This window comes from Vibrio pomeroyi (assembly GCF_024347595.1).
GTDB classification, from domain to species: Bacteria; Pseudomonadota; Gammaproteobacteria; order Enterobacterales; family Vibrionaceae; genus Vibrio; species Vibrio pomeroyi.
Genome location: NZ_AP025506.1, coordinates 1,685,662 through 1,704,307, shown reverse-complemented (window position 1 = coordinate 1,704,307; position 18,646 = coordinate 1,685,662). Strand labels below are relative to the sequence as shown.

General features: G+C 45.0%; 16 protein-coding genes. 5 read left to right on the top strand and 11 right to left on the bottom strand.

What is annotated here, in order from left to right; all coding sequences use genetic code 11:
* Window positions 1–41 precede the first annotated feature (41 nt).
* The 5 genes from OCV12_RS07655 to OCV12_RS07635 form a co-directional block, all read right to left on the bottom strand.
* Window positions 42–254 carry an MbtH family protein gene (locus OCV12_RS07655; RefSeq protein WP_261885833.1) on the bottom strand — a complete coding sequence of 71 codons (213 nt, stop codon included), beginning with the start codon at window positions 252–254 and terminating at the stop codon, window positions 42–44.
* Between the two features lie 59 nt (window positions 255–313).
* Window positions 314–1,969 carry a multidrug ABC transporter permease/ATP-binding protein gene (locus OCV12_RS07650; protein WP_261885832.1) on the bottom strand — a complete coding sequence of 552 codons (1,656 nt, stop codon included), beginning with the start codon at window positions 1,967–1,969 and terminating at the stop codon, window positions 314–316.
* Between the two features lie 175 nt (window positions 1,970–2,144).
* Window positions 2,145–4,121 carry a Fe(3+)-hydroxamate ABC transporter permease FhuB gene (gene fhuB / locus OCV12_RS07645; protein ID WP_261885831.1) on the bottom strand — a complete coding sequence of 659 codons (1,977 nt, stop codon included), beginning with the start codon at window positions 4,119–4,121 and terminating at the stop codon, window positions 2,145–2,147.
* The gene (locus tag OCV12_RS07640; RefSeq protein WP_261885830.1) at window positions 4,118–5,056 is read right to left on the bottom strand and encodes an ABC transporter substrate-binding protein; all 939 of its coding nucleotides are present in this window, start codon (window positions 5,054–5,056) and stop codon (window positions 4,118–4,120) included. Before OCV12_RS07640 ends, fhuB begins: the two co-directional genes overlap by 4 nt.
* Window positions 5,053–5,832: an ABC transporter ATP-binding protein gene (locus tag OCV12_RS07635; RefSeq protein WP_261885829.1), complete on the bottom strand. Its 780-nt coding sequence runs from the start codon at window positions 5,830–5,832 to the stop codon at window positions 5,053–5,055. Before OCV12_RS07635 ends, OCV12_RS07640 begins: the two co-directional genes overlap by 4 nt.
* Window positions 5,833–6,071: 239 nt before the next feature.
* Here OCV12_RS07635 and OCV12_RS07630 point away from each other — a divergent pair, with 239 nt between their 5' ends.
* Window positions 6,072–6,857, top strand: coding sequence for a 4'-phosphopantetheinyl transferase family protein (locus tag OCV12_RS07630; RefSeq protein WP_261885828.1), 786 nt, complete (start codon window positions 6,072–6,074; stop codon window positions 6,855–6,857).
* 21 nt (window positions 6,858–6,878) lie between these two features.
* Here OCV12_RS07630 and OCV12_RS07625 read toward each other — a convergent pair whose 3' ends face one another.
* From OCV12_RS07625 to OCV12_RS07615, 3 genes are all read right to left on the bottom strand, one after another.
* Window positions 6,879–7,346 (bottom strand): GNAT family N-acetyltransferase, encoded by a 468-nt coding sequence (locus OCV12_RS07625; RefSeq protein ID WP_261885827.1) that lies wholly within the window; start codon window positions 7,344–7,346, stop codon window positions 6,879–6,881.
* 78 nt (window positions 7,347–7,424) lie between these two features.
* A complete protein-coding gene (locus tag OCV12_RS07620; RefSeq protein WP_176681310.1) occupies window positions 7,425–7,562 on the bottom strand; it encodes a hypothetical protein in 138 nt (45 codons plus the stop codon).
* A 35-nt stretch (window positions 7,563–7,597) separates the two neighbouring features.
* Window positions 7,598–8,734 (bottom strand): PcfJ domain-containing protein, encoded by a 1,137-nt coding sequence (locus tag OCV12_RS07615; RefSeq protein ID WP_261885826.1) that lies wholly within the window; start codon window positions 8,732–8,734, stop codon window positions 7,598–7,600.
* Window positions 8,735–8,969: 235 nt separating this feature from the next.
* Here OCV12_RS07615 and OCV12_RS07610 point away from each other — a divergent pair, with 235 nt between their 5' ends.
* From OCV12_RS07610 to OCV12_RS07595, 4 genes are all read left to right on the top strand, one after another.
* Window positions 8,970–9,392, top strand: coding sequence for a universal stress protein (locus OCV12_RS07610; protein WP_017632938.1), 423 nt, complete (start codon window positions 8,970–8,972; stop codon window positions 9,390–9,392).
* Window positions 9,393–9,582: 190 nt separating this feature from the next.
* Window positions 9,583–10,944 carry a DASH family cryptochrome gene (locus OCV12_RS07605; RefSeq protein ID WP_261885825.1) on the top strand — a complete coding sequence of 454 codons (1,362 nt, stop codon included), beginning with the start codon at window positions 9,583–9,585 and terminating at the stop codon, window positions 10,942–10,944.
* Window positions 10,941–12,500, top strand: a complete 1,560-nt coding sequence (locus OCV12_RS07600) for a cryptochrome/photolyase family protein (RefSeq protein WP_261885824.1) — start codon at window positions 10,941–10,943, stop codon at window positions 12,498–12,500. Before OCV12_RS07605 ends, OCV12_RS07600 begins: the two co-directional genes overlap by 4 nt.
* Window positions 12,500–13,240, top strand: a complete 741-nt coding sequence (locus OCV12_RS07595; RefSeq protein ID WP_261885823.1) for an SDR family oxidoreductase — start codon at window positions 12,500–12,502, stop codon at window positions 13,238–13,240. The genes OCV12_RS07600 and OCV12_RS07595 overlap by 1 nt, the downstream gene beginning before the upstream one ends.
* Window positions 13,241–13,332: 92 nt before the next feature.
* On the opposite strand, the gene OCV12_RS07590 is transcribed toward OCV12_RS07595, so the two are convergent.
* From OCV12_RS07590 to OCV12_RS07580, 3 genes are all read right to left on the bottom strand, one after another.
* Complete coding sequence (locus OCV12_RS07590) at window positions 13,333–14,220, bottom strand: PA4780 family RIO1-like protein kinase (RefSeq protein ID WP_315972798.1); 888 nt, start codon at window positions 14,218–14,220, stop codon at window positions 13,333–13,335.
* 117 nt (window positions 14,221–14,337) lie between these two features.
* A complete protein-coding gene (locus tag OCV12_RS07585; RefSeq protein ID WP_261885821.1) occupies window positions 14,338–14,511 on the bottom strand; it encodes a DUF2256 domain-containing protein in 174 nt (57 codons plus the stop codon).
* A 414-nt stretch (window positions 14,512–14,925) separates the two neighbouring features.
* Window positions 14,926–18,642: an SbcC/MukB-like Walker B domain-containing protein gene (locus OCV12_RS07580; protein ID WP_261885820.1), complete on the bottom strand. Its 3,717-nt coding sequence runs from the start codon at window positions 18,640–18,642 to the stop codon at window positions 14,926–14,928.
* Between the last annotated feature and the right edge of the window lie 4 nt (window positions 18,643–18,646).

Sequence of the window (18,646 nt, the reverse complement as noted above, 5' to 3'; positions counted from 1 at the left end):
ACAGACGAAAAGTACAGGTATTGGCTAAAAGCTAAATGGGTTTAGTTTTCTAGGGCAGCTATCGCGTCGCGTAAACTTTTCGGGCGCATATCGGTCCAAACTTCACGGATGTGTTCAAGGCAATGTTCTTTGTTGCCTTTTACTCCAACCTCAGTCCAGCCGTTTGGCACGATGTGATAAGTTGGCCAAATGCTGTATTGTTCTTGCGCGTTTATAACAACGGTAAATTCTGTATTCGGGCTATCAATACTCATTCTTTCCTCAACTAACTTTGTTTTATTTTAGTTTTGAACCTAACTTGGCTCTTAAAAACTCAAGCGACAACACTTTCTAGTGCTTGGTGCGCTTGAGCTAAATTCCCTTTACTCAGCTCAATCAGATTGCCGGTATCCATTTTGAAAATTCGGTCTGCGGCATCAAAATAAGCGTCATCATGAGTAATCGCGATAACAGTCACACCACGCTGTTTAAGTAGCGGAAGTAACTGGCGGTAAAATAGTTTTCTAAATCTTGGGTCCTGATCAGCGGCCCATTCATCAAGTAGAATGCATCCACGTTTGTCGAGTACTGACATCATCAATGCCAGTCGTTTCCGTTGACCTTGCGAATATCTCACGTCGCTCAACTGACCTTGCTGATGTTCGACCTTGTGTGCCATTTCAAGTCGTATCATCCACTCATCAATATATTGGTTTTCAATGTCTTGGCCTTCACCATCGACGATTTGATGAAACAGATGAAAGTCACTGAACACTGCTGAGAATTGATGGCGATAGTCTTGCCAATGTTCTTGAGTTACTTCGTTACCATCGACATAAACCTGGCCAGAATGCGGTCGGTAAAGCCCTGTTAGAAGGCGAGCAAAGGTCGATTTTCCACTACCATTCCCACCAATAATAAAGATGTGTTCACCACGTTCGATCTTGAAGTCAATCGGACCGACACCAAAAGAGTCACCATCAGAATCTGAACGATATCGATAGCTGGCACCTACGAGTTCAAGTGAATTGAAGACTTTGGTTTGCGCTAACTTCGGATTGAGGCTTAGTTCGGTGCTCAAGTCTAACGACGACAATTTCTTCATCGAAATGTTGGCGGTGATCAATGTTGGAATTGAGCCGACTGCTGACATCAATGGCGTTCTCATGAACAGCACAACTAAGGCGAACGTAGAAGCGACTTCCAGTGATGCCCACCCCAAACCCGTCGCAAGGTAAAAATTCAAACCGATTAACGCCAATACAACGGTGTTCGCCATGTTGGCTGCAAAACCATTTAAGATGTCTGCTTGTGTCACTTCTTTTCGATAGCCTTCCGCATTCGCCGAAAAAGTTTCATCGAAGTAACGTTTGGCCCTGAATGGATTTAACGAAAGCTCTTTACGACCATCAATCAAAGACTGGTAATCGTGATACAGCTTGTCGTCATATTCACGAACCTGTTTAACGTGTTTGGTGATGCGTGTAACGAGCATATAGCCAACAACACCCGTTAGAGAGAGCATTAACAAGCTGATGCCAAACAGTGGCATAGACAAAAAAGCCAAGTAGGCCAAAGCCACCGCTGTTAGCACTAAGCCATAAATCAACTCTGGTAAATGTACGAATGCGATAGTGATATTTCGAATATCGGTATTCAGTGAAGCAAGCACCCCTGCACTTCCTACTTTTTCAACTTGTTCGATATCGGTATTCAAGAGTTGAGAAACCAATTCACAACGTTTGTTGTAAACGAACTTATGACCCAATTTATGAAGTGCGACCTGGGCGAAAGTAGCGGTCACTAACAGACCAATCAACAACAAGGTGAACTGGAGCAAGGTGTTAGAAAGTGGCTCACTACTCTCAAGTAACTTGTGCTGAATAAACGCAATTACCCCAACACTAAGAAATGCGCTCGCAATACTTAACAAGATCACAAGGGACAATGACTTTTTCTGTTTTTCAGCCAGTAATAGGATTAATCCCATTTCACATACCATTTAATTAATTATTGTTGTGATTATCATTATCATTAAATTGACAAGGTAATCCCGTTTAAGCCTAACCAAGTGACTTTATTGTTTTATTTCTGCGTTGTTTACACCACCGAGCAATTAGCAATTAGCAATTAGCAATTAGAATGGTGTCATCAACATCATTCCACTAAAGCCTTCTCAGCCCCCACATCAGGTACATGCCGCCGATAATCGAAGCCACTAAACCTGCCGGAATTTCTTGTGGGTAAAGCCATTGCCTACCAAGCCAATCTGAGAACAACATCAATGCCATACCGATTAGCGAAGAGCAGATAAGGTGTTCTTTGGCACGGCTATATCCGAAAAGCCTAGCCATATGCGGCGCCATCAACCCAATGAAGCTCAACGGGCCAACAACCAGTGTTGCACTCACGGTTAAGCACGCGACCAGCACCAACAACAGAATTCGAGATTTTGATACGTTGATACCAAGAGATTGGGCACTCGCCTGCCCTAGTGGCAATACATCCAACCATCGCGCACAGAGAAAACCTAACGAGATAAATACAACCGACGATATCAATAACGGAATAAGCGTTGCTTCGGTGACGTAATACGTTGAACCTGCCAACCAAGCGAGAACTTGATAACTTCTTGGATCGCCGCCCGCTAAAACAAAGCTCTGTACTGCATTCATTAAGGCTGTTATCGCGACACCTGTCAGCAACACTCTTTCAGGTTGAAAGCCAGACTTCTGATTGAGCAGTACAATGATGCCCAAAGTACAGACCGCACCAATGAAACCACCAACATATAAGCCAATAGCGCTACTTCCAAGCCCGGCAAAGATCGCGATGATCAACCCTAACGCCGTACCCGAACTGATACCGATAACTTCAGGACTCGCCATTGGGTTACCACTCAAGCGTTGAACGATCGTGCCAGCGACCGCCAACATGCCACCCGCCAATGCTGCCGCGGCTAACCTAGGTAAACGCCATTCAAGCATCGCCCAATCTTGAGTTTGAAATAACCAGCGCCAACCTTCTGTCTGTACTGAAAATAAACTGAACACCACCAGCGACAGAACAATAGATAGGCTCGCCAACACCACGGCATGTTTGTTTAAACGTGATGCCACTTCCTTATGACGCGTTAAGACTGTCTGGGTTTGTGACTGGCTTTTCATTGATAACTTAGGCAATAACCACAACAACAGTGGCGCGCCTAGCGCTGCGGTTGCCGCCCCTGTTGGGATAAACATCGACATAATGCCCGGCAGCTGTTGAATCAGGAGATCAGTAAGGCTCAATAACAAACCACCAAGTACCATCGAAACCAATAACTTAGGTACTAACCGGTGTACACCCATTAAACGTGCTAACGCTGGCGCGGCTAAACCGACAAAACCAATAACACCCACAGCGCTAACAACCCAAGCCGTAAGTAATACTGCTAACCCGAGGCAAGCGACTCTTAACTTGGGTAATGAAACACCTAAGCTTTTAGCACCCTGCTCTGATAACTGGAGCAAACTTAGTGGCTTTACAAACAGAAACGCGGCAAGAGTTGCAATAACCAAACGCGGCGCTAGGTACTGAACATCCTCCCACCCGCTTTGGACAAGTGATCCTGCGCCCCAAATCATCAAACCATTGAGCTTATCTTGGTTCATCATTAACAAGACGGTGCTCACCGCGCCAAAATAGAGGTTGACCACTAAACCAGAAACAATCACCACAGTGGGAGACAAGGCGCGTCGCCAAGACAATGCGAACACCAAACCAATCGTAGAAATACCACCAATAAGTGCTACCAACGAATACGACCATTCTAAAAGCCAAGGGGCATACAAGGTCGCCAACATAAGGGCAAAGCTTGAACCGCTCGCAACACCTAAAGTCGAAGGCGATGCCAATGGATTTCTAAGCACCTGTTGCATTAACACACCCGCAACGGCTAGCGCTGCGCCAGACAACAGTGTGGTAAACAGCCTTGGCCACCACGCCAAATGCAGTTTCACTGAATCAGGAGAAGAAAAGTCTGCACTCCACAAACTCGATAGACGACTGAGTCCAAACTGAGAAACAGATAAGTGTTGGCCGATGAGTGCCAACGTAGACACCATTAACAGTGTCAAAACACCAAACGAGAGAGCTCTCACAGCACACCTCCTTGGTTCAATTCAGACACAACAAAACGAGCAAAGCGTGTAGCAGAAGGAATAGACCCAAAACTCCAAACAGCGGGAACTTGTAACGCTGGGTAGCCCGACTCCTTTACTATGTATTGCCAGAACTGATTTTGTTTCAGGCTCTGTTCTGTTCCAGCTGGCATTGGAGAGATAATCACAATTTGCCCATCAACACCTATCAGCTGGTCGATACCGACTAAGCTGTATCCCCAAGCATTTGTCTGCCCTTTCCACGCGGATTTAAGACCAATCTTGTTGACTGACGCTTTGTAAAGACTGTTATTTCCAAAGACACGAACGTGGTTAGTGTCCATGAACTGCACCATTAACATAGCGGGCGCATTATTTGGTAGTTGCGTGCCTAAACGATCCATTTCTGCGTTTGCTTGTTCAATTAAAGTTTCAGCTTGAGGCTCTTTTTCAGATACCTCAGCTAATTGTCGCGTGACGCGCTCTAACGCTAACCAATCCACATCACCGCTTCGGTACAAACCAATCGTCGTGACAGGCGCAATTTTGCTTAGTTGAGTTTCCAACGTTGAAAACATCGGGGAAAGTAATATTTTGTCGGGCTTCAGCTCATGAATACGTTCAAGATTCGGCTGCGTTCGCAAGCCAACATCCGCAACGGTTTGAGGGATCTCTGGGGATTTCACCCATGAGTTATAATCGGGTATTTGAGCCACGGCGACTGGCGTTACACCCAATGCCAAAAGCGTTTCGGTATGAGTCCAATCAATCGACACTAAGCGCGCGCTTGGATCGGCACTAAAATCAAGCATGTCTTTTTCAGTAGCAGAAACGGGAGTAACAGCCAATAAAGTCGCACAAGCAAGACTCGAAACAACGGAATGCCTGATGCTCATACGACCAAAGCTAGATTGAAGATAACGGCTAAACATCATGCTGGCTCCAAATCACCAGGCATTGCGACTGGATAACCCGCCGAGTGCTGAGTAATGTGCATAGGTACACCATAGATGTCTTTCAATATCGACTCTTTGAACACCTCATCAACCGCGCCTTCGACCAATAGCTCCCCGCGATGAAGGGCAATGATATGATCGCAAAAGCGTGCCGCCATGTTGATATCGTGTATCACGATGATCACACCGATCTCTAACGTTTCACTCAATCGTTTAATCAATGTCAGCATTTCAATCTGATGACCAATATCGAGCGCTGCTAGTGGTTCATCGAGCAATAGGTATTTGGTGCGCTGAGCCAACAGCATCGCAAGCCACACACGCTGGCGTTCACCACCCGATAAAGTATCGACTAAACGATCCGCGTATTGGGTAGTGTCGGTGAGTTGCATCGCCTCTTTAACGTATTGCTTATCTTGACTTGAGAGTCGACCTAATAAGCCATGCCAAGGGTAACGACCAAAGCTCACGAGATCTTTGCCAGATAGACTATCGGTTGCGGGTAAATGTTGTGGTAAGTAGGCAATTTGCTGAGCGAAATCTTTATCTGACCACTTAGCGACAGGTTTATCTTTCAGAAAAATATCACCTGAAGTGGCGTGCTGTTGCTTAGCGAGCAACTTTAACAAGGTCGATTTCCCGGAGCCGTTGTGCCCAACTAAAGCGTAAATCTTTCCTTGCTCAAACGACACATCAAATGTCTTGAGCAATTGCTTCTCTCCTACGCTAAAACCGAGTCCCTTTGCTTCGAGCATATCTTCAACCTTAAAACACATCATTCACTAAAAAATTAATGAAATACGAACATATTCATAAAATCATTAACAGACACGCTTTTATACACTTGCAAAAATTCAAATGCAAACGATTTTCATTTAGATTAAACTATATGCCATACGAGCTTTTTCCCTATAATTTAAAGGGTTAGCGTTCTTACGATGAATCACATGCGCTTGTTACGGATTATTCACCTTGTTGCAAAATGGTTAAGCTAATGAAGAACAACATCTTTCACCCATTACCACTGGATCATCCGTTTGTGGTCGATGAATTCAGTTTCAAAACAGACTTGGACTTCAAAGGTACTGAGATTGATATCCATATCGCGCAGTTTGATCAACAGCACTTCAATGACAAGCTATTTGATATCACTAACGTGTACTGCCCCATCGCAATTACTCATTCGGTCGACAAAAGGAAGGCCGAATACTTTGCAGGGCGTTATTTGGTCGCGAAGGAGTTACTACAACTCGGCTTTGCGCATCAGAGGCTAGGGTCAAACATCGATCGAAGCCCAACGTTGCCTTCCGGTGTTGTGGGTTCGATTTCCCACAGTGAAGACTTGGCTTGTATCGCGGTTTTACCTTCTCGCAATTCAAACAGAGAAAGCATCGGGATTGATATCCAACACCTAATAGCAAATGACGTGTGTCGTGATATCGGAAACATGGTGGCAAACGTTGATGAGATAGAGCTTGTGGTGAAGTTTGGGATGATTCATTCAGAAGCTGTAACATTGCTATTCTCGGCTAAGGAAGCGATCTATAAAGCGTTGGTTCGATTTGTGACTAACGGCTTAGATTTTGGCTCAGCAACACTGATCGCGATAGATAAAGACATCGTTAAGTTTGCATTATCACAACAAGTCGCTTTGCCAACTCGTAGCATCATAAGTGACAGTGTATCAAGTAGTGATTTGAGGACAGTAACCTGCCAATACAGGTACTTAGAACAACAGCAAGCGTATTTAACCATATGTTATTTCCAACTCGATAAATAGCAATTGCTTTGATTGACCAACTTAAATAGGAATGCTCATTACATGATGGTCGGGATCGGTTTCTATATCGACGGTTGACCAACCAAGGGAGAGATACAGAGATGGAATATTAGTATAGGCGTAAAGATTCGACGTTGAATCTTGCGACACTGCGGACTGATAGAAGCCCGGCATTTGCTCGACCGCACGCTTGATCAACTCACTCGCAATGCCTTGACCGCGCCATTCCTCATCCACATAAACGGCATTGACCCACACCACGTCCCTCACTTGATGAGGTTCTTGAAAATGGGAATACGCCAAACCGCCAATCACAACATTTTCTCTAAGCACTACGAGTACAGGTGGCAATTGAATGTTGTCGGGGTTTGATTGCTCTGGATAGGTCGATTTAAACTCGAAATCCGTCCATTCGCTTTGAAAAAGACATTCGAGCTGTTGCCAGTATGGTGAGTGTTGGTCACATTGCCTAAAGACGACTTTCTGCATTCAAAATTCCTTTTCAAATACTGGATAAATGGGTCTGTAAATCATGACTTTTGATGTAGGGAAAGAAGACGAATATCACTACTCTTCTTCCTCATAATGGTCATCGTCTGGCTCTTGATTGATCTCTTCCCCGCAGCCTAAGCATTCGGCTTGTAAGTCAGTTGGCATCACAATAATCAAACCACAATGAGGACATAAATCGCCTTGCTGATACATACTGATTTTCCTTCAACTTCACGACGATAACTTATTCATGACGACCACTTAGGGTATTTTTGCTTGCTCGTTTCTAACCAATCATGGATAACTTGCAAAGCAGATTCAGACGGCGGTGCATTTCTTTTTCCACAGATTTGGTCAATCTCAAACGGAAATACTTTGCTCGGCACACGACGCAAGCCTATGGTCAAACGCTGAGGTTTCAAGACTCTAAACACAACATAGCGGTCGCTCATGATTCTATTGTGGTACACGCCTATACAGTGCTTTTGCTCGATACCTTCTTTCTCGAGATCGTAATAATCGGTAATCGGATGGATGTTGTCATTACCAAGCAGAGGTACAGGATAAGGGATATCCATGTCTACTGGGCGACTGCCTTCTAAACGACGCAGTTGACGCTGTTCCGTCCATCTATCATGCAGTTGTTCAAACATCGCGAATGAGTTTTGGCTGGTAATCGAGCGCAGAGGATCATCGATTTCTAAATCCTGCCCCAACAAAATTGCATCTTGGAACATCGCCATCTTCGATGGAGCATTGAGCCTGCCCTCTTCAACCATCGCAATACCGAGTCGACTGCCTGTCAAAAATGGGTGCACTTGGTCTAAACGCAGCGCTGTGTATCCAACCTTTGAGTAGTGCTTAAACTTAAGAACGCGTCTTTGTAATGGCTCAAGGATTCGAACGATGTGATCGAGCTCGTCGCCAACGTTGTAGTGCAGTTCCAACTTATCGATAAATTTCAGCGTCGCTTTGCTGCTGTCTAAACCCAACTTGGCTAAGATCTTCTTTTGTCCTAAACGGCTCAGTTCTAGTGCTTTCTGATTATCGACACTGTATTTCATGCAAATCAGCGCCAAGATAACAGGTCTTAATTCAAGCAGTTGCGCCGCTTCATAGGTGTTCGCAGCCAACCATAGCATTTGATATTGGTATTCTGGAAAGTCATCAGTGATTTCACGATAACGAGCAGGCAAGGATTCTAACCAGCGACCATTAACATCAAACTGCTCCACAAGATTGAGACTTAACCCAATGCCACCATCGAGCGGGCGTCTACCATCTTCAAACACATGAAAGCCTACGAGCTTTTGCGACCAATCGCTGATCTCAATATCGTAATCAAAGCCAAGTGTTCGAGTGGGAATGGTAAGTAATGCTGTCATTGATGCCTCTTCGTTAATGGCGCGTTGAACTGTCGAGCCTATCTCCTAGCATAAGCTAACGCTCGAACCACTATAACAACCTTTTGTAAATTTCTTATCAATCAAAGCGATATAAATACGAGGGTACTTAGAAGATCTTTGAATGATGATTTTGCGCAATATGAGACATCTTCGATATCATTTGCGCCAACAAAAACTATGCTTGATACATAACCCACAATAAAAGGCTTAAATTATGGAATACCGACATATTCTAGTCGCCGTTGAACTATCTGAAGACACCAAAGTACTAATTGATAGAGCGGCTTTCTTCGCCGATAAACTCGATGCGGGTATTTCGTTTGTTTATATCGACGGTACTCATGGTGAAATTTATCCTGAACTCGTTGATATTCAAGGAAACGACGGTGATTTACCCATCAATGAAGATGCAGTTAATCATCTGAAAGAGTTTGAGGCTTATGCAAAACACCCTATCAAGCATATTTTCGTGGGTACGGGCGATTTGAACGATAAACTCAAGAATACCATCGAAGCAAACAACGTCGACCTATTGATGTGTGGTCACCACCATGATTTTTGGCATAAGCTTATTTCCCATTCGAAACAGATCATCGACACCTCTCCTATCGATATTCTAGTCGTTCCTATGGAATAGAGGCTTTAACAAAGCGCCTATAAACATCCTGTCTTGCCAACCTCTATCCGGTATTATTGGTTGGCTTATCCTTATTAAATCGCCTTCTTTAACCCAATCTAACTATCATTCACTCGCTGACATCATTTGTGATCTTGTCAGCCTATCAACTCGTAAGCGTCTAATAATTAAAAAATAACGAGTGTAAGCAATGAAAAAGATTGGCCTCTATCTGTTTACAAATGACTTAAGAATCAATGACAACCTATTACTTCATCATGCAGCGCAGAGTGTCGATAAACTCATCTGCGTGGTTGTAGAGCCAACTTTATCTCAATTCTCCTCAGACTTCGCCCAAGAGCATGAATACGGTTCCCGCCGTCGTGATTTCGTATCACAATCCATAGCCAATCTTGCAGCGAATTTAGAAGGACTTGGACAGAAACTCATTCTTGTAAGTCAGAAACGACTGGAGCTTAATACAACCACTCAAACACTCAGTCATATTATCGTTTCACAAAACGTCACACACTTCTTCGCAAGCGCGCATTGTGGTTATGACGAGAAATCCCTCACAAACGAGTTATTAAACAAACACCCAAATTTGATATCGAGTTTGTCGCACCACTCCACCTTGTTTGAGCAAGATGAACTGCCGTTTGAGTTATCAAAACTTCCACGCTCATTTACCAAGTTCAGAATGCAAGTTGAGCACATAGACATTGATATTCCTGAAACGAACATTTCCCACCTTCCACCAGCCCCAGCATCTCTACAGGACGAGTGTGAGCTCTTAACTGAGAGTCCGCAAACTTCGGTATACATGGGTGGCGAAACAGCAGGTTTAACGCACTTAAAACACTACTTTTCACAAAGCTATCCTAGCTCCTACAAGCTGACACGGAATGCGTTTGATGGCATTGAAAATTCAACTAAGTTCTCGCCTTGGTTAGCACTTGGCTGTGTTTCACCAAAAACAATCTATCGCCATTTGAAAGAGTTTGAAGCGCAACATGGAGCAAACGACTCCACTTATTGGATCTACTTTGAGTTGCTATGGCGCGAGTACTTCTATTGGAAAGGCTTATCGCTAGGGTCGTCACTGTTCGGGGCAAACAATGAGCCCGATAATCAACACACCTCAACAACATCTAACCTCTGTTTCGCTAAATGGAAAAGTGGCAACACCAACTACCCAATTGTCGATGCCTGTATGCGCCAACTTAACGCCACCGGTTATATGTCTAACCGAGGAAGACAGCTTGCCGCGAGCTGTTTGATTTATGAATTAGGGATCGATTGGCGACATGGCGCAGCTTACTTCGAGAGCCAGCTTATAGACTACGACGTAGCATCAAACTGGGGTAACTGGGCATATATTGCCGGGGCGCTCAACTCTCAAGCAAACAGCCAAGCCTACAAGCAAGGCGGTGCCAATCAAACGCAACCTAAATCACGCCATTTTGATTTAGTTAAGCAAACAGAGATGTATGACCCAGAACATACATTTATCAACAAATGGCTCCGTGAAGACGAAGCTTCAACTTCATCGAGATACCTGGACGTAATATGAAATACAAAACCGTACGCCTTATATTGGGTGACCAGCTCAACATTGAGCACTCTTGGTTCGCGCAAGTCAACGATGACGTTATCTACATCATTGCAGAGCTCAAACAAGAAACCGACTACGTCGCGTCACACGTACAGAAAGTCGCTGCGTTCTTCTCTGCTATGGGCTACTTCGCCGAGGAACTGACACAACGCGGCCATCAAGTATTACACCTCACCTTGGATGACACGGCACAATTCAACAACCTCGATGCATTGCTGCAGCACTACACACATGATTTTGACGCTGACAAGTTCGAATACCAAAGACCCGACGAATACCGCCTATTACAGCAGGTGAACCAGCTCAAACTAACCAAAGCGATCAAAGGTTGCTGCGATTCGGAACACTTCCTGTTCCCATTTGACGAAATTGAACAGCAGTTTCCTAAAGACAAACACATTATGATGGAACACTTCTATCGTCGAATGAGAAAGCGTTTCAACATTCTATTAGAAGACGGAAAGCCGGTCGGTGGTAAATGGAACTACGATGCAAACAACCGTAAGAAGCTTAAGAAGCAAGACATTGAAAACCTGCCCCAGCCTTTGATGTTTGCTAACGATATATCCTCTATCTTAGAAAGGATCGAGCGCCATCAAGTAGAAACGATAGGACAAGTGGGTAACCAGTTGTTATGGCCAGTCAATCGCGCGCAAAGCTTGTCTCTGCTCGCCCACTTCTGCCAAGTCTGTCTACCGCTATTTGGACACTTTCAAGATGCGATGACCACAGAACACGACTCGAAATGGAGCTTGTATCACAGCCGAATTTCGTTCTCGTTGAACAGCAAGCTTCTCAGCCCCAAAGAAGTCATTGATGCGGCACTTTCCGCCTACCAAGCTTCTTCTAAGTCAAACACTCCAACTATCGATATTGCACAGGTCGAAGGCTTCGTACGTCAGATTTTGGGGTGGCGTGAATACATACGTGCGGTGTATTGGGCAAACATGCCTGCGTACGCCAACAAAAACCACTATGGCGCCGACCGCCAATTGCCGCATTACTTTTGGGATGGTCAAACCAAAATGAACTGCATGAAGCACACGATTGGTCAGTCATTAGAGTTTGCTTACGCGCATCATATTCAAAGGCTCATGGTCACGGGCAACTTCTGCTTAATCACGGGCATAGCACCCGACCAAGTCGACAGTTGGTACCTTGGCATTTACGTTGATGCCATTGAATGGGTCGAAATGCCAAATACGCGAGGTATGGCACTGTTTGCGGATGGCGGGATCGTGGGAACCAAACCATACTCTGCCAGCGGTTCGTACATTAATCGCATGAGTGACTACTGCAAAGGCTGTCATTATCAGGTTAAAGAACGCAGTGGAGAAAGCTCGTGTCCATTCAATAGCTTGTACTGGCGTTTTATGAACCAACACCGTGAAGCATTAAATCGTAACCCTCGAATGGGGATGCTGTATCGCTCTTGGGACAACATGGATGAACAAGACCAGCAGGCAATACTTGATACCGCAGAACAACGACTGACTAACTTGGAGGACTTATAATGGTGGAGCAACTCAGATTACACATATTGGTTATTGGTGGTAGCGGCGGGATAGGTTTTTCCGTGGTTAAGCACCTATTGTCTGAGCTGTCTCGCTTTGATTTTCTCGATGTACATGTCGACGCCACTTATCACTCGCAACAACCTGAACTGGAAGATCACCGGCTAAATTGGCACCAAGTCGATGCGACTAGCGAAGTCGATATAAAAGAGCTCAGCACGCAATTCGAAAGATTGGATTGGTTAATAAACTGCGTCGGTATGCTGCACACGCCAGACTTAGGGCCAGAAAAGAATCTGTCGTCGATCGATCCAGAGTTCTTCTTGAAAAACATCTCCGTCAATACCCTGCCTAGCTTGCTATTGGCTAAGCACTTCACTCCAATTCTTAAAGCCAGCGACAATCCAAAATTTGCCGTGGTATCAGCTAAAGTAGGCAGCATTTCAGATAACCGATTAGGCGGTTGGTACAGCTATCGCTCATCCAAGGCCGCACTTAACATGTTCATCAAAACCATGTCGATCGAATGGCAACGCACACTCAAAAAAGGCACGGTGTTAGCGCTGCACCCCGGCACAACCGACACCGCTCTATCGAAGCCTTTTCAAAACAATGTGCCGCAAGGAAAGCTGTTTGAATCGAGTTATGTCGCCCGTCAATTGGTTGATATTATTCGTACTGCGACACCAGAACAGAGCGGGCATTTTTACGCATACGATGGTGAACAACTGACTTGGTAAAAACGAATAAAAGAAAACCCAACAGAGCAGTTGTTCTGTTGGGTCAATTTGTTTTTGGAAGTGATGGATTAAGACCGAGAATAATTCAAAGCTTAAGATTCAGCCCAGTTAAACTTACTCTCGTCCACTCCGTCTTTCTCTTCTTTGGCACGTTCACGTCGGTGTTGCTCTTCAATTCTGGCCGCGTCTATCTCATGCATAATCGCATCGATGTCTGCCAAAGCATCGCTTTCTGTAAACTCGCCAGTTAGTTTGCTGTCTGGCTTAAGGTCGCCTTTTTCGTAGAGCGCCCACATTTCCTTGGCGTACTCAGTCTTCGCCAACTCAGGTGCAAATTGCGCGTAATAGTCACGAATGTTATTGATATCACGAGTCAGCATCCACTCGGCATTGTTATTCGCAGAAGCATCAACCGCTTGTGGTAAGTCGATAATCACTGGACCGTATTCGTCAACTAATACGTTGAATTCAGACAAGTCACCATGGATCAAACCGACACACAGCATCTTAACCACGTAGGTCATCATCACTGCGTGATCTTCAATAGCTTGCTCAGGTGACATCACCACATCGTTCAGTCGTGGGGCAACATAACCTTCGTCGTCCGTAACCAATTCCATCAGCAACACGCCGTCAAAGCAGCCATAAGGAACAGGTACACGAACGCCCGCTTCGGCTAGCTTATACAGAGCATCTACTTCAGCGCTTTGCCACACCTTCTCTTGCTGCTCACGACCAAAACCAGAGCCCTTTTCCATCGCTCTCGCTCGACGGCTGTTACGCACCTTTCTGCCTTCTCGGTATGCTGTGGCTTTTTTAAAGCTACGCTGGCTAATTTCCTTATATACCTTGGCACAACGGATCGTATCGCCGCAGCGTACAATGTACACCGATGCTTCTTTGCCACTCATAAGTTGGCTTGTCACCTCGTCGACTAAACCATCGTCAACTAAAGGCTGTATTCTTTTAGGTATCTTCATGCCGCCTTTATACATCACTTATCTTACAGATAGAAATATAAACTTAAGAAATGAAGGGATAAGCGATTAAAGACTTATTAAATGAAACAGAAACGAAAGGAGTACTTCAATTTTGAGTTACAAAGTAGGATTCGATATGGAAGGATCTTTTGAAGGCTTAGGTTTATGACGACGACACCGTTCAGAGCAATAGATGACTTCATCCCAACAGCGCTGCCACTTTTTACGCCACGAGAAAGGTTTGTTGCAAACGGGACATGTCTTAGCTGGGAGGTGTGGTTTCTTGTGCATGCACGACTCCTTCTGTGTGAGATACTCTCCATCAACTTGCTAAACAGCGAGATTCCCTATTGCGCTCGTTCCTCGCTTTAGGGAATGACGAAGGTAATACCAACAAACATAGATTCCCTAGTGCATTCGTTCCTCGCTTTAGGGAATGACGGAAGTAACACGAACAAACCTAGATTTCCTATTACGCTCGTTCTTCACTTTAGGGAATGACGAAAGTAATATCGACCAACCTAGATTCCCTACTACACTCCTTCCGGCTTGTGGGAGTAACTGCAGAGTGATTGATGACAACTCCCGAACCCGTCATCCTCGAGAAGGAGGAACGACTGAGTCGGGGATCTGCTTTTGCTACAACTGAATCCATTTCGGTTCAACTGGCTATGCTTCCAATATCAAGCACCAGTCACATGGAAATCACGCGACAACTTTGTATTGCTTCTCCATCTCACTGACACCAAGACCAGAGTGTTTTGTCACTTTCAATTGAACTGGCACTCGCTCTTTTAGTGCTTCAACGTGACTGATCACACCAATCATCTTGCCTGACGCATTCAAGTTATCGAGCGCATTCAGTGCGATGTCCAATGTGTCGCTATCTAGCGTACCGAAACCTTCATCCAAGAACAAAGAATCAATACTGGTTTTGTAACTCACAAGATCAGAAAGTGCTAATGCCAACGCCAAACTCACTAAGAAGCTTTCGCCGCCTGATAGAGTTTTGGTATCACGCATCACATCGCCCTGCCAAGTATCCAATACTTGCAGCTCTAAGCCATCGTCGGCTTTGCGTTTTAACTCGTAACGACCGTGCAAACGCTGAAGTTGCTTGTTCGCCAAGTACACCAAGTTTTCCAGAGTTAGCCCCTGCGCAAACTTACGGAATTTGTCGCCATTTTTAGAACCAATTAACGAGTTCAGACGAGAAATGTCATCAAACTCAACTTGTTGCTCAGAGATCTGCTTGAACAAGTCCTGTTGGTTACTGCGATTCTGACGATCCGTTTCAAGGTTTGCAGAAATCGCACCGATCTTCGTCGCATGACTTTGTTGCGCGTTTTGGCATTCCGTCGTTGCTTCTTCGACTTGCTGTTGATCTTGCTCTTGCCATGTTTGCGCGTTGTCGTGGCTTTGTAACTCTACTTGGGTTGTTTTAGCGGTGTTTAACCTTGCTTGCGCACTGACAATCGCTTCGTCCAACGACTTCTTAAGGTTTTGCAGTTGAGTACGAACTTCTTCGTCTAACAATGCGGCTTCAAAATCAACTTCAGCTTCGAACGGGCTAGCTTGCAAAGCTTCGACCCAAGCAGTCGTTGCTTGCGTGTGGCTTGATTGCTTACTCACTAATTCACCAGAGAAACCAGTGTATTTGGTTTGCTCGGTTCGATGTTCCAGTTCACAGCGATTAACAACCACCTGAGCAGCATCAAATGCAGTGACCGCATCCGTCACTTTCTGCTTCATTGCATTGCTGGCAGTTTGAATATCTTGCTCACCAAACAATTGCACCCTTTCCGCTGTGATACGAGCCAATTCCGCCGCTAACGATTCGCTCTCTTTTGTGAGCGTATCCAGCTCTTTCTGCGCATTGCTTAGCTTGTCATCCAGCGTTTTTTGCTCAGCACATTGAGTAATAAGTTGCTTCTCTAGTTCGGCGTGTTGCTGCTTGGTTTGCATCCATGTGTTTGATGCTTGTAGCTTTTCAGTGAACCAAACATCAATGTGCTCAAGTTCCGGTGCTTCGATAGAGGTTTCAACAATGCTCTCTTTTAGTGAGTTCCATTGTTGATCTTTCTGTTGAGCCGTTTGGTTTATCTGTTCGTTTACACTTTGGTTTTGCTTATTGAGATCAGCTAAGCGTTGTTCGGCCAGATCTAGGTTTGCTTGCGCTTTTTCTGCCGTCATACTCGCTGATAAACGCTGCTTCTCGGCTTCAGCAAACAAAGTTTTAGCGTCGACGACTGCCTTCAACTGTTGCAAGGTTTGATTGAGTTGAAGCTCACATTGGTCAGCGAACGTCGTCACTGCAGCTTCGTTACCTAAATCGTTAGTCGTTAACAATGCCAACTCTGGAGCGCTGTTAGGGAAATCAGACAAACTCTGTTGAAGCTTGCCAATTATTCCTTGCCAGTTCATTTGAGCTTGTTGAATATCCGCTTGTGCACGTTGAATATCATCGTTAAGAGCCGAAATCATAGGAGCAAGAGAATCCAACTGTTGGCGATGCTCTTGACCGTCTTTCTTGATGATCGCTAACTCATGCTTTTCACGCTCTTGTTGAGCAACCAAGTTTGCAATGTCTTGCGACTGCTCAATCGAATGATCTGTTGAACCACACAATGGGCACTCAGATCCAGATTCTAGAGCTGCTCGGTATTTCGCCAGCTCTCCCTCTTGCGCAATTAACAGGGTTAAGCGCTCCAGTGACGTCTCTTTCTCTTTGTAGCGCTCGACTAACACTTCGCGTTCTTTCGAAAGCTTATCAGCTTGCTGAGTATTAATTTGATGCGCTTGAGTTTTAGCCCCAAGCTGTTGCTGGGCGCTTAAAAAACTACGATTAATTTCCAGTAACGAGTGCGTGTTGCGATTCCAGAACTCCAACAACTCTTTTTGAGTATGTAACACCTGTTCACTGGTATTGCATTGCAAAACTTCCCATTGCTGCTTGGTAGTGTTTTCTGTCACAACCAATTCAGCTAAGGTTTGATCTTGTGATGCTTTGGCTTGTTGCGCACTTTTGATAACCGCTTGCTGAGCATCGAGAGCCGACAAAGCTTGCTTAGCCGAGTTTAACTGTTCTGAATGCTGACGCTCTAAAGCACGAACTTGCTCGACCTTGGCTTGCCACTGACCTAAGTATTTTTCTAACTGTTGGTCGGCTTGGTGTGCTGTTAAGTAATCAGAACTAAGCTTTTCTTGCTGTTTCAACTCATCGATCTGCTGCGTTAACACAAGCTGATGATTGCGTTGCTGCGAGTGTTGTTCATTGAGTGCATTCGCTGAATTAACTGCAGCAGATTGCTTGTCTTTAAGCACCGCGATTTGGTTATCTAAAGGACGAATCTGTTCAATGATCTTCTCTTGATCTTGTTGTTCAGTTTTTATCTTCTGAACAGCGTCGCTGCTTTGCGTCAGCTTAGCTTGTGCGTCTTGTTTCTCCGCTTCACGAACTGCCAGTAATTTAGTGCTGTTATCTAGGTTAGCTTGAGTGGTAGTTACCTCTTGCTCGCAACGCTTTAAATCTTTATGCAACGGGCGCAGTTTTTCAGCTGGTTCGCTATTTGCCAAGCGTGCCAACGATGCTTGGTTATGTTGCAATTCATCCTGCGCAGTTTTTAAGTCGTGCTCGCTCGTCGCAATCGTGTGTTGCGCTTTGGTCACGTCTTTCCACCAGCTAAGGTGGGCTTGCCACTCTTTGAGCTGCTCGGCGAAACGCTTTTGTTCGGCTTCAAGGGTTTCTCGTTCCGTTGTAAGCTCTTGGATTTGCTCTTCAGACAATAAGCTCACACCCTCGGCTTTCGCTTTCAGGTGATTCAGTGCTTCTTCGCTCGATTTGAAGTGGTCGTAGATACGCTCTGAAATCAGGCTATAAATTTCGGTACCCGTAAGCTCTTCCAATAACTCGGCACGGTCGTTAGCGTTGGCATTCAAGAAAGCAGCAAACTCACCTTGCGACAGCATGATAGATTTAGTAAATCGTGAAAAGTCCAAACCAGTCACGGTCTCAACCATCTTAATTTTCTTAGTGAGCTGCGTTTCTAATACAGCATCACTATCAGCATCCGCAAATTCACAGGTTGGTGTCTGCAGCGCACCGTCGTGTTTTCCGCGCGCTCTCTTATGATGAAAATTAGAACGGTAAGTTTTACCCTTCACTTCAAATTCAATCTCAGCGAAACACTCACCGGTACCGCGCGTCATTAGCTCATTGGTGCCTTTAGCGATACTTTTCAAACGCGGTGTTCGGTGGAACAGTGCCAAACAAATCGCATCAAGAATCGTTGTCTTACCCGCACCCGTTGGGCCGGTGATCGCAAACAGACCATTTTCTGCAAACGGTGACTGAGTAAAGTCGAGCTTCCAACGACCTTTCAGAGAGTTCAGGTTTTCAAATTCTAGGCTTAAAATCTTCATACTC

What these genes read in the sequence shown, in the direction of transcription:
- OCV12_RS07635 (WP_261885829.1), bottom strand. Translation starts at nt 5,832, where the DNA reads ATGCTCGAAGCAAAGGGACTCGGTTTTAGCGTAGGAGAGAAGCAATTG.
- OCV12_RS07595 (WP_261885823.1), top strand. Translation starts at nt 12,500, where the DNA reads ATGGTGGAGCAACTCAGATTACACATATTGGTTATTGGTGGTAGCGGC.
- OCV12_RS07630 (WP_261885828.1), top strand. Translation starts at nt 6,072, where the DNA reads ATGAAGAACAACATCTTTCACCCATTACCACTGGATCATCCGTTTGTG.
- OCV12_RS07620 (WP_176681310.1), bottom strand. Translation starts at nt 7,562, where the DNA reads ATGTATCAGCAAGGCGATTTATGTCCTCATTGTGGTTTGATTATTGTG.
- OCV12_RS07625 (WP_261885827.1), bottom strand. Translation starts at nt 7,346, where the DNA reads ATGCAGAAAGTCGTCTTTAGGCAATGTGACCAACACTCACCATACTGG.
- OCV12_RS07590 (WP_315972798.1), bottom strand. Translation starts at nt 14,220, where the DNA reads ATGAAGATACCTAAAAGAATACAGCCTTTAGTTGACGATGGTTTAGTC.
- OCV12_RS07600 (WP_261885824.1), top strand. Translation starts at nt 10,941, where the DNA reads ATGAAATACAAAACCGTACGCCTTATATTGGGTGACCAGCTCAACATT.
- OCV12_RS07615 (WP_261885826.1), bottom strand. Translation starts at nt 8,734, where the DNA reads ATGACAGCATTACTTACCATTCCCACTCGAACACTTGGCTTTGATTAC.
- OCV12_RS07585 (WP_261885821.1), bottom strand. Translation starts at nt 14,511, where the DNA reads ATGCACAAGAAACCACACCTCCCAGCTAAGACATGTCCCGTTTGCAAC.
- OCV12_RS07610 (WP_017632938.1), top strand. Translation starts at nt 8,970, where the DNA reads ATGGAATACCGACATATTCTAGTCGCCGTTGAACTATCTGAAGACACC.
- OCV12_RS07655 (WP_261885833.1), bottom strand. Translation starts at nt 254, where the DNA reads ATGAGTATTGATAGCCCGAATACAGAATTTACCGTTGTTATAAACGCG.
- OCV12_RS07605 (WP_261885825.1), top strand. Translation starts at nt 9,583, where the DNA reads ATGAAAAAGATTGGCCTCTATCTGTTTACAAATGACTTAAGAATCAAT.
- OCV12_RS07650 (WP_261885832.1), bottom strand. Translation starts at nt 1,969, where the DNA reads ATGGGATTAATCCTATTACTGGCTGAAAAACAGAAAAAGTCATTGTCC.
- OCV12_RS07640 (WP_261885830.1), bottom strand. Translation starts at nt 5,056, where the DNA reads ATGATGTTTAGCCGTTATCTTCAATCTAGCTTTGGTCGTATGAGCATC.
- OCV12_RS07580 (WP_261885820.1), bottom strand. Translation starts at nt 18,642, where the DNA reads ATGAAGATTTTAAGCCTAGAATTTGAAAACCTGAACTCTCTGAAAGGT.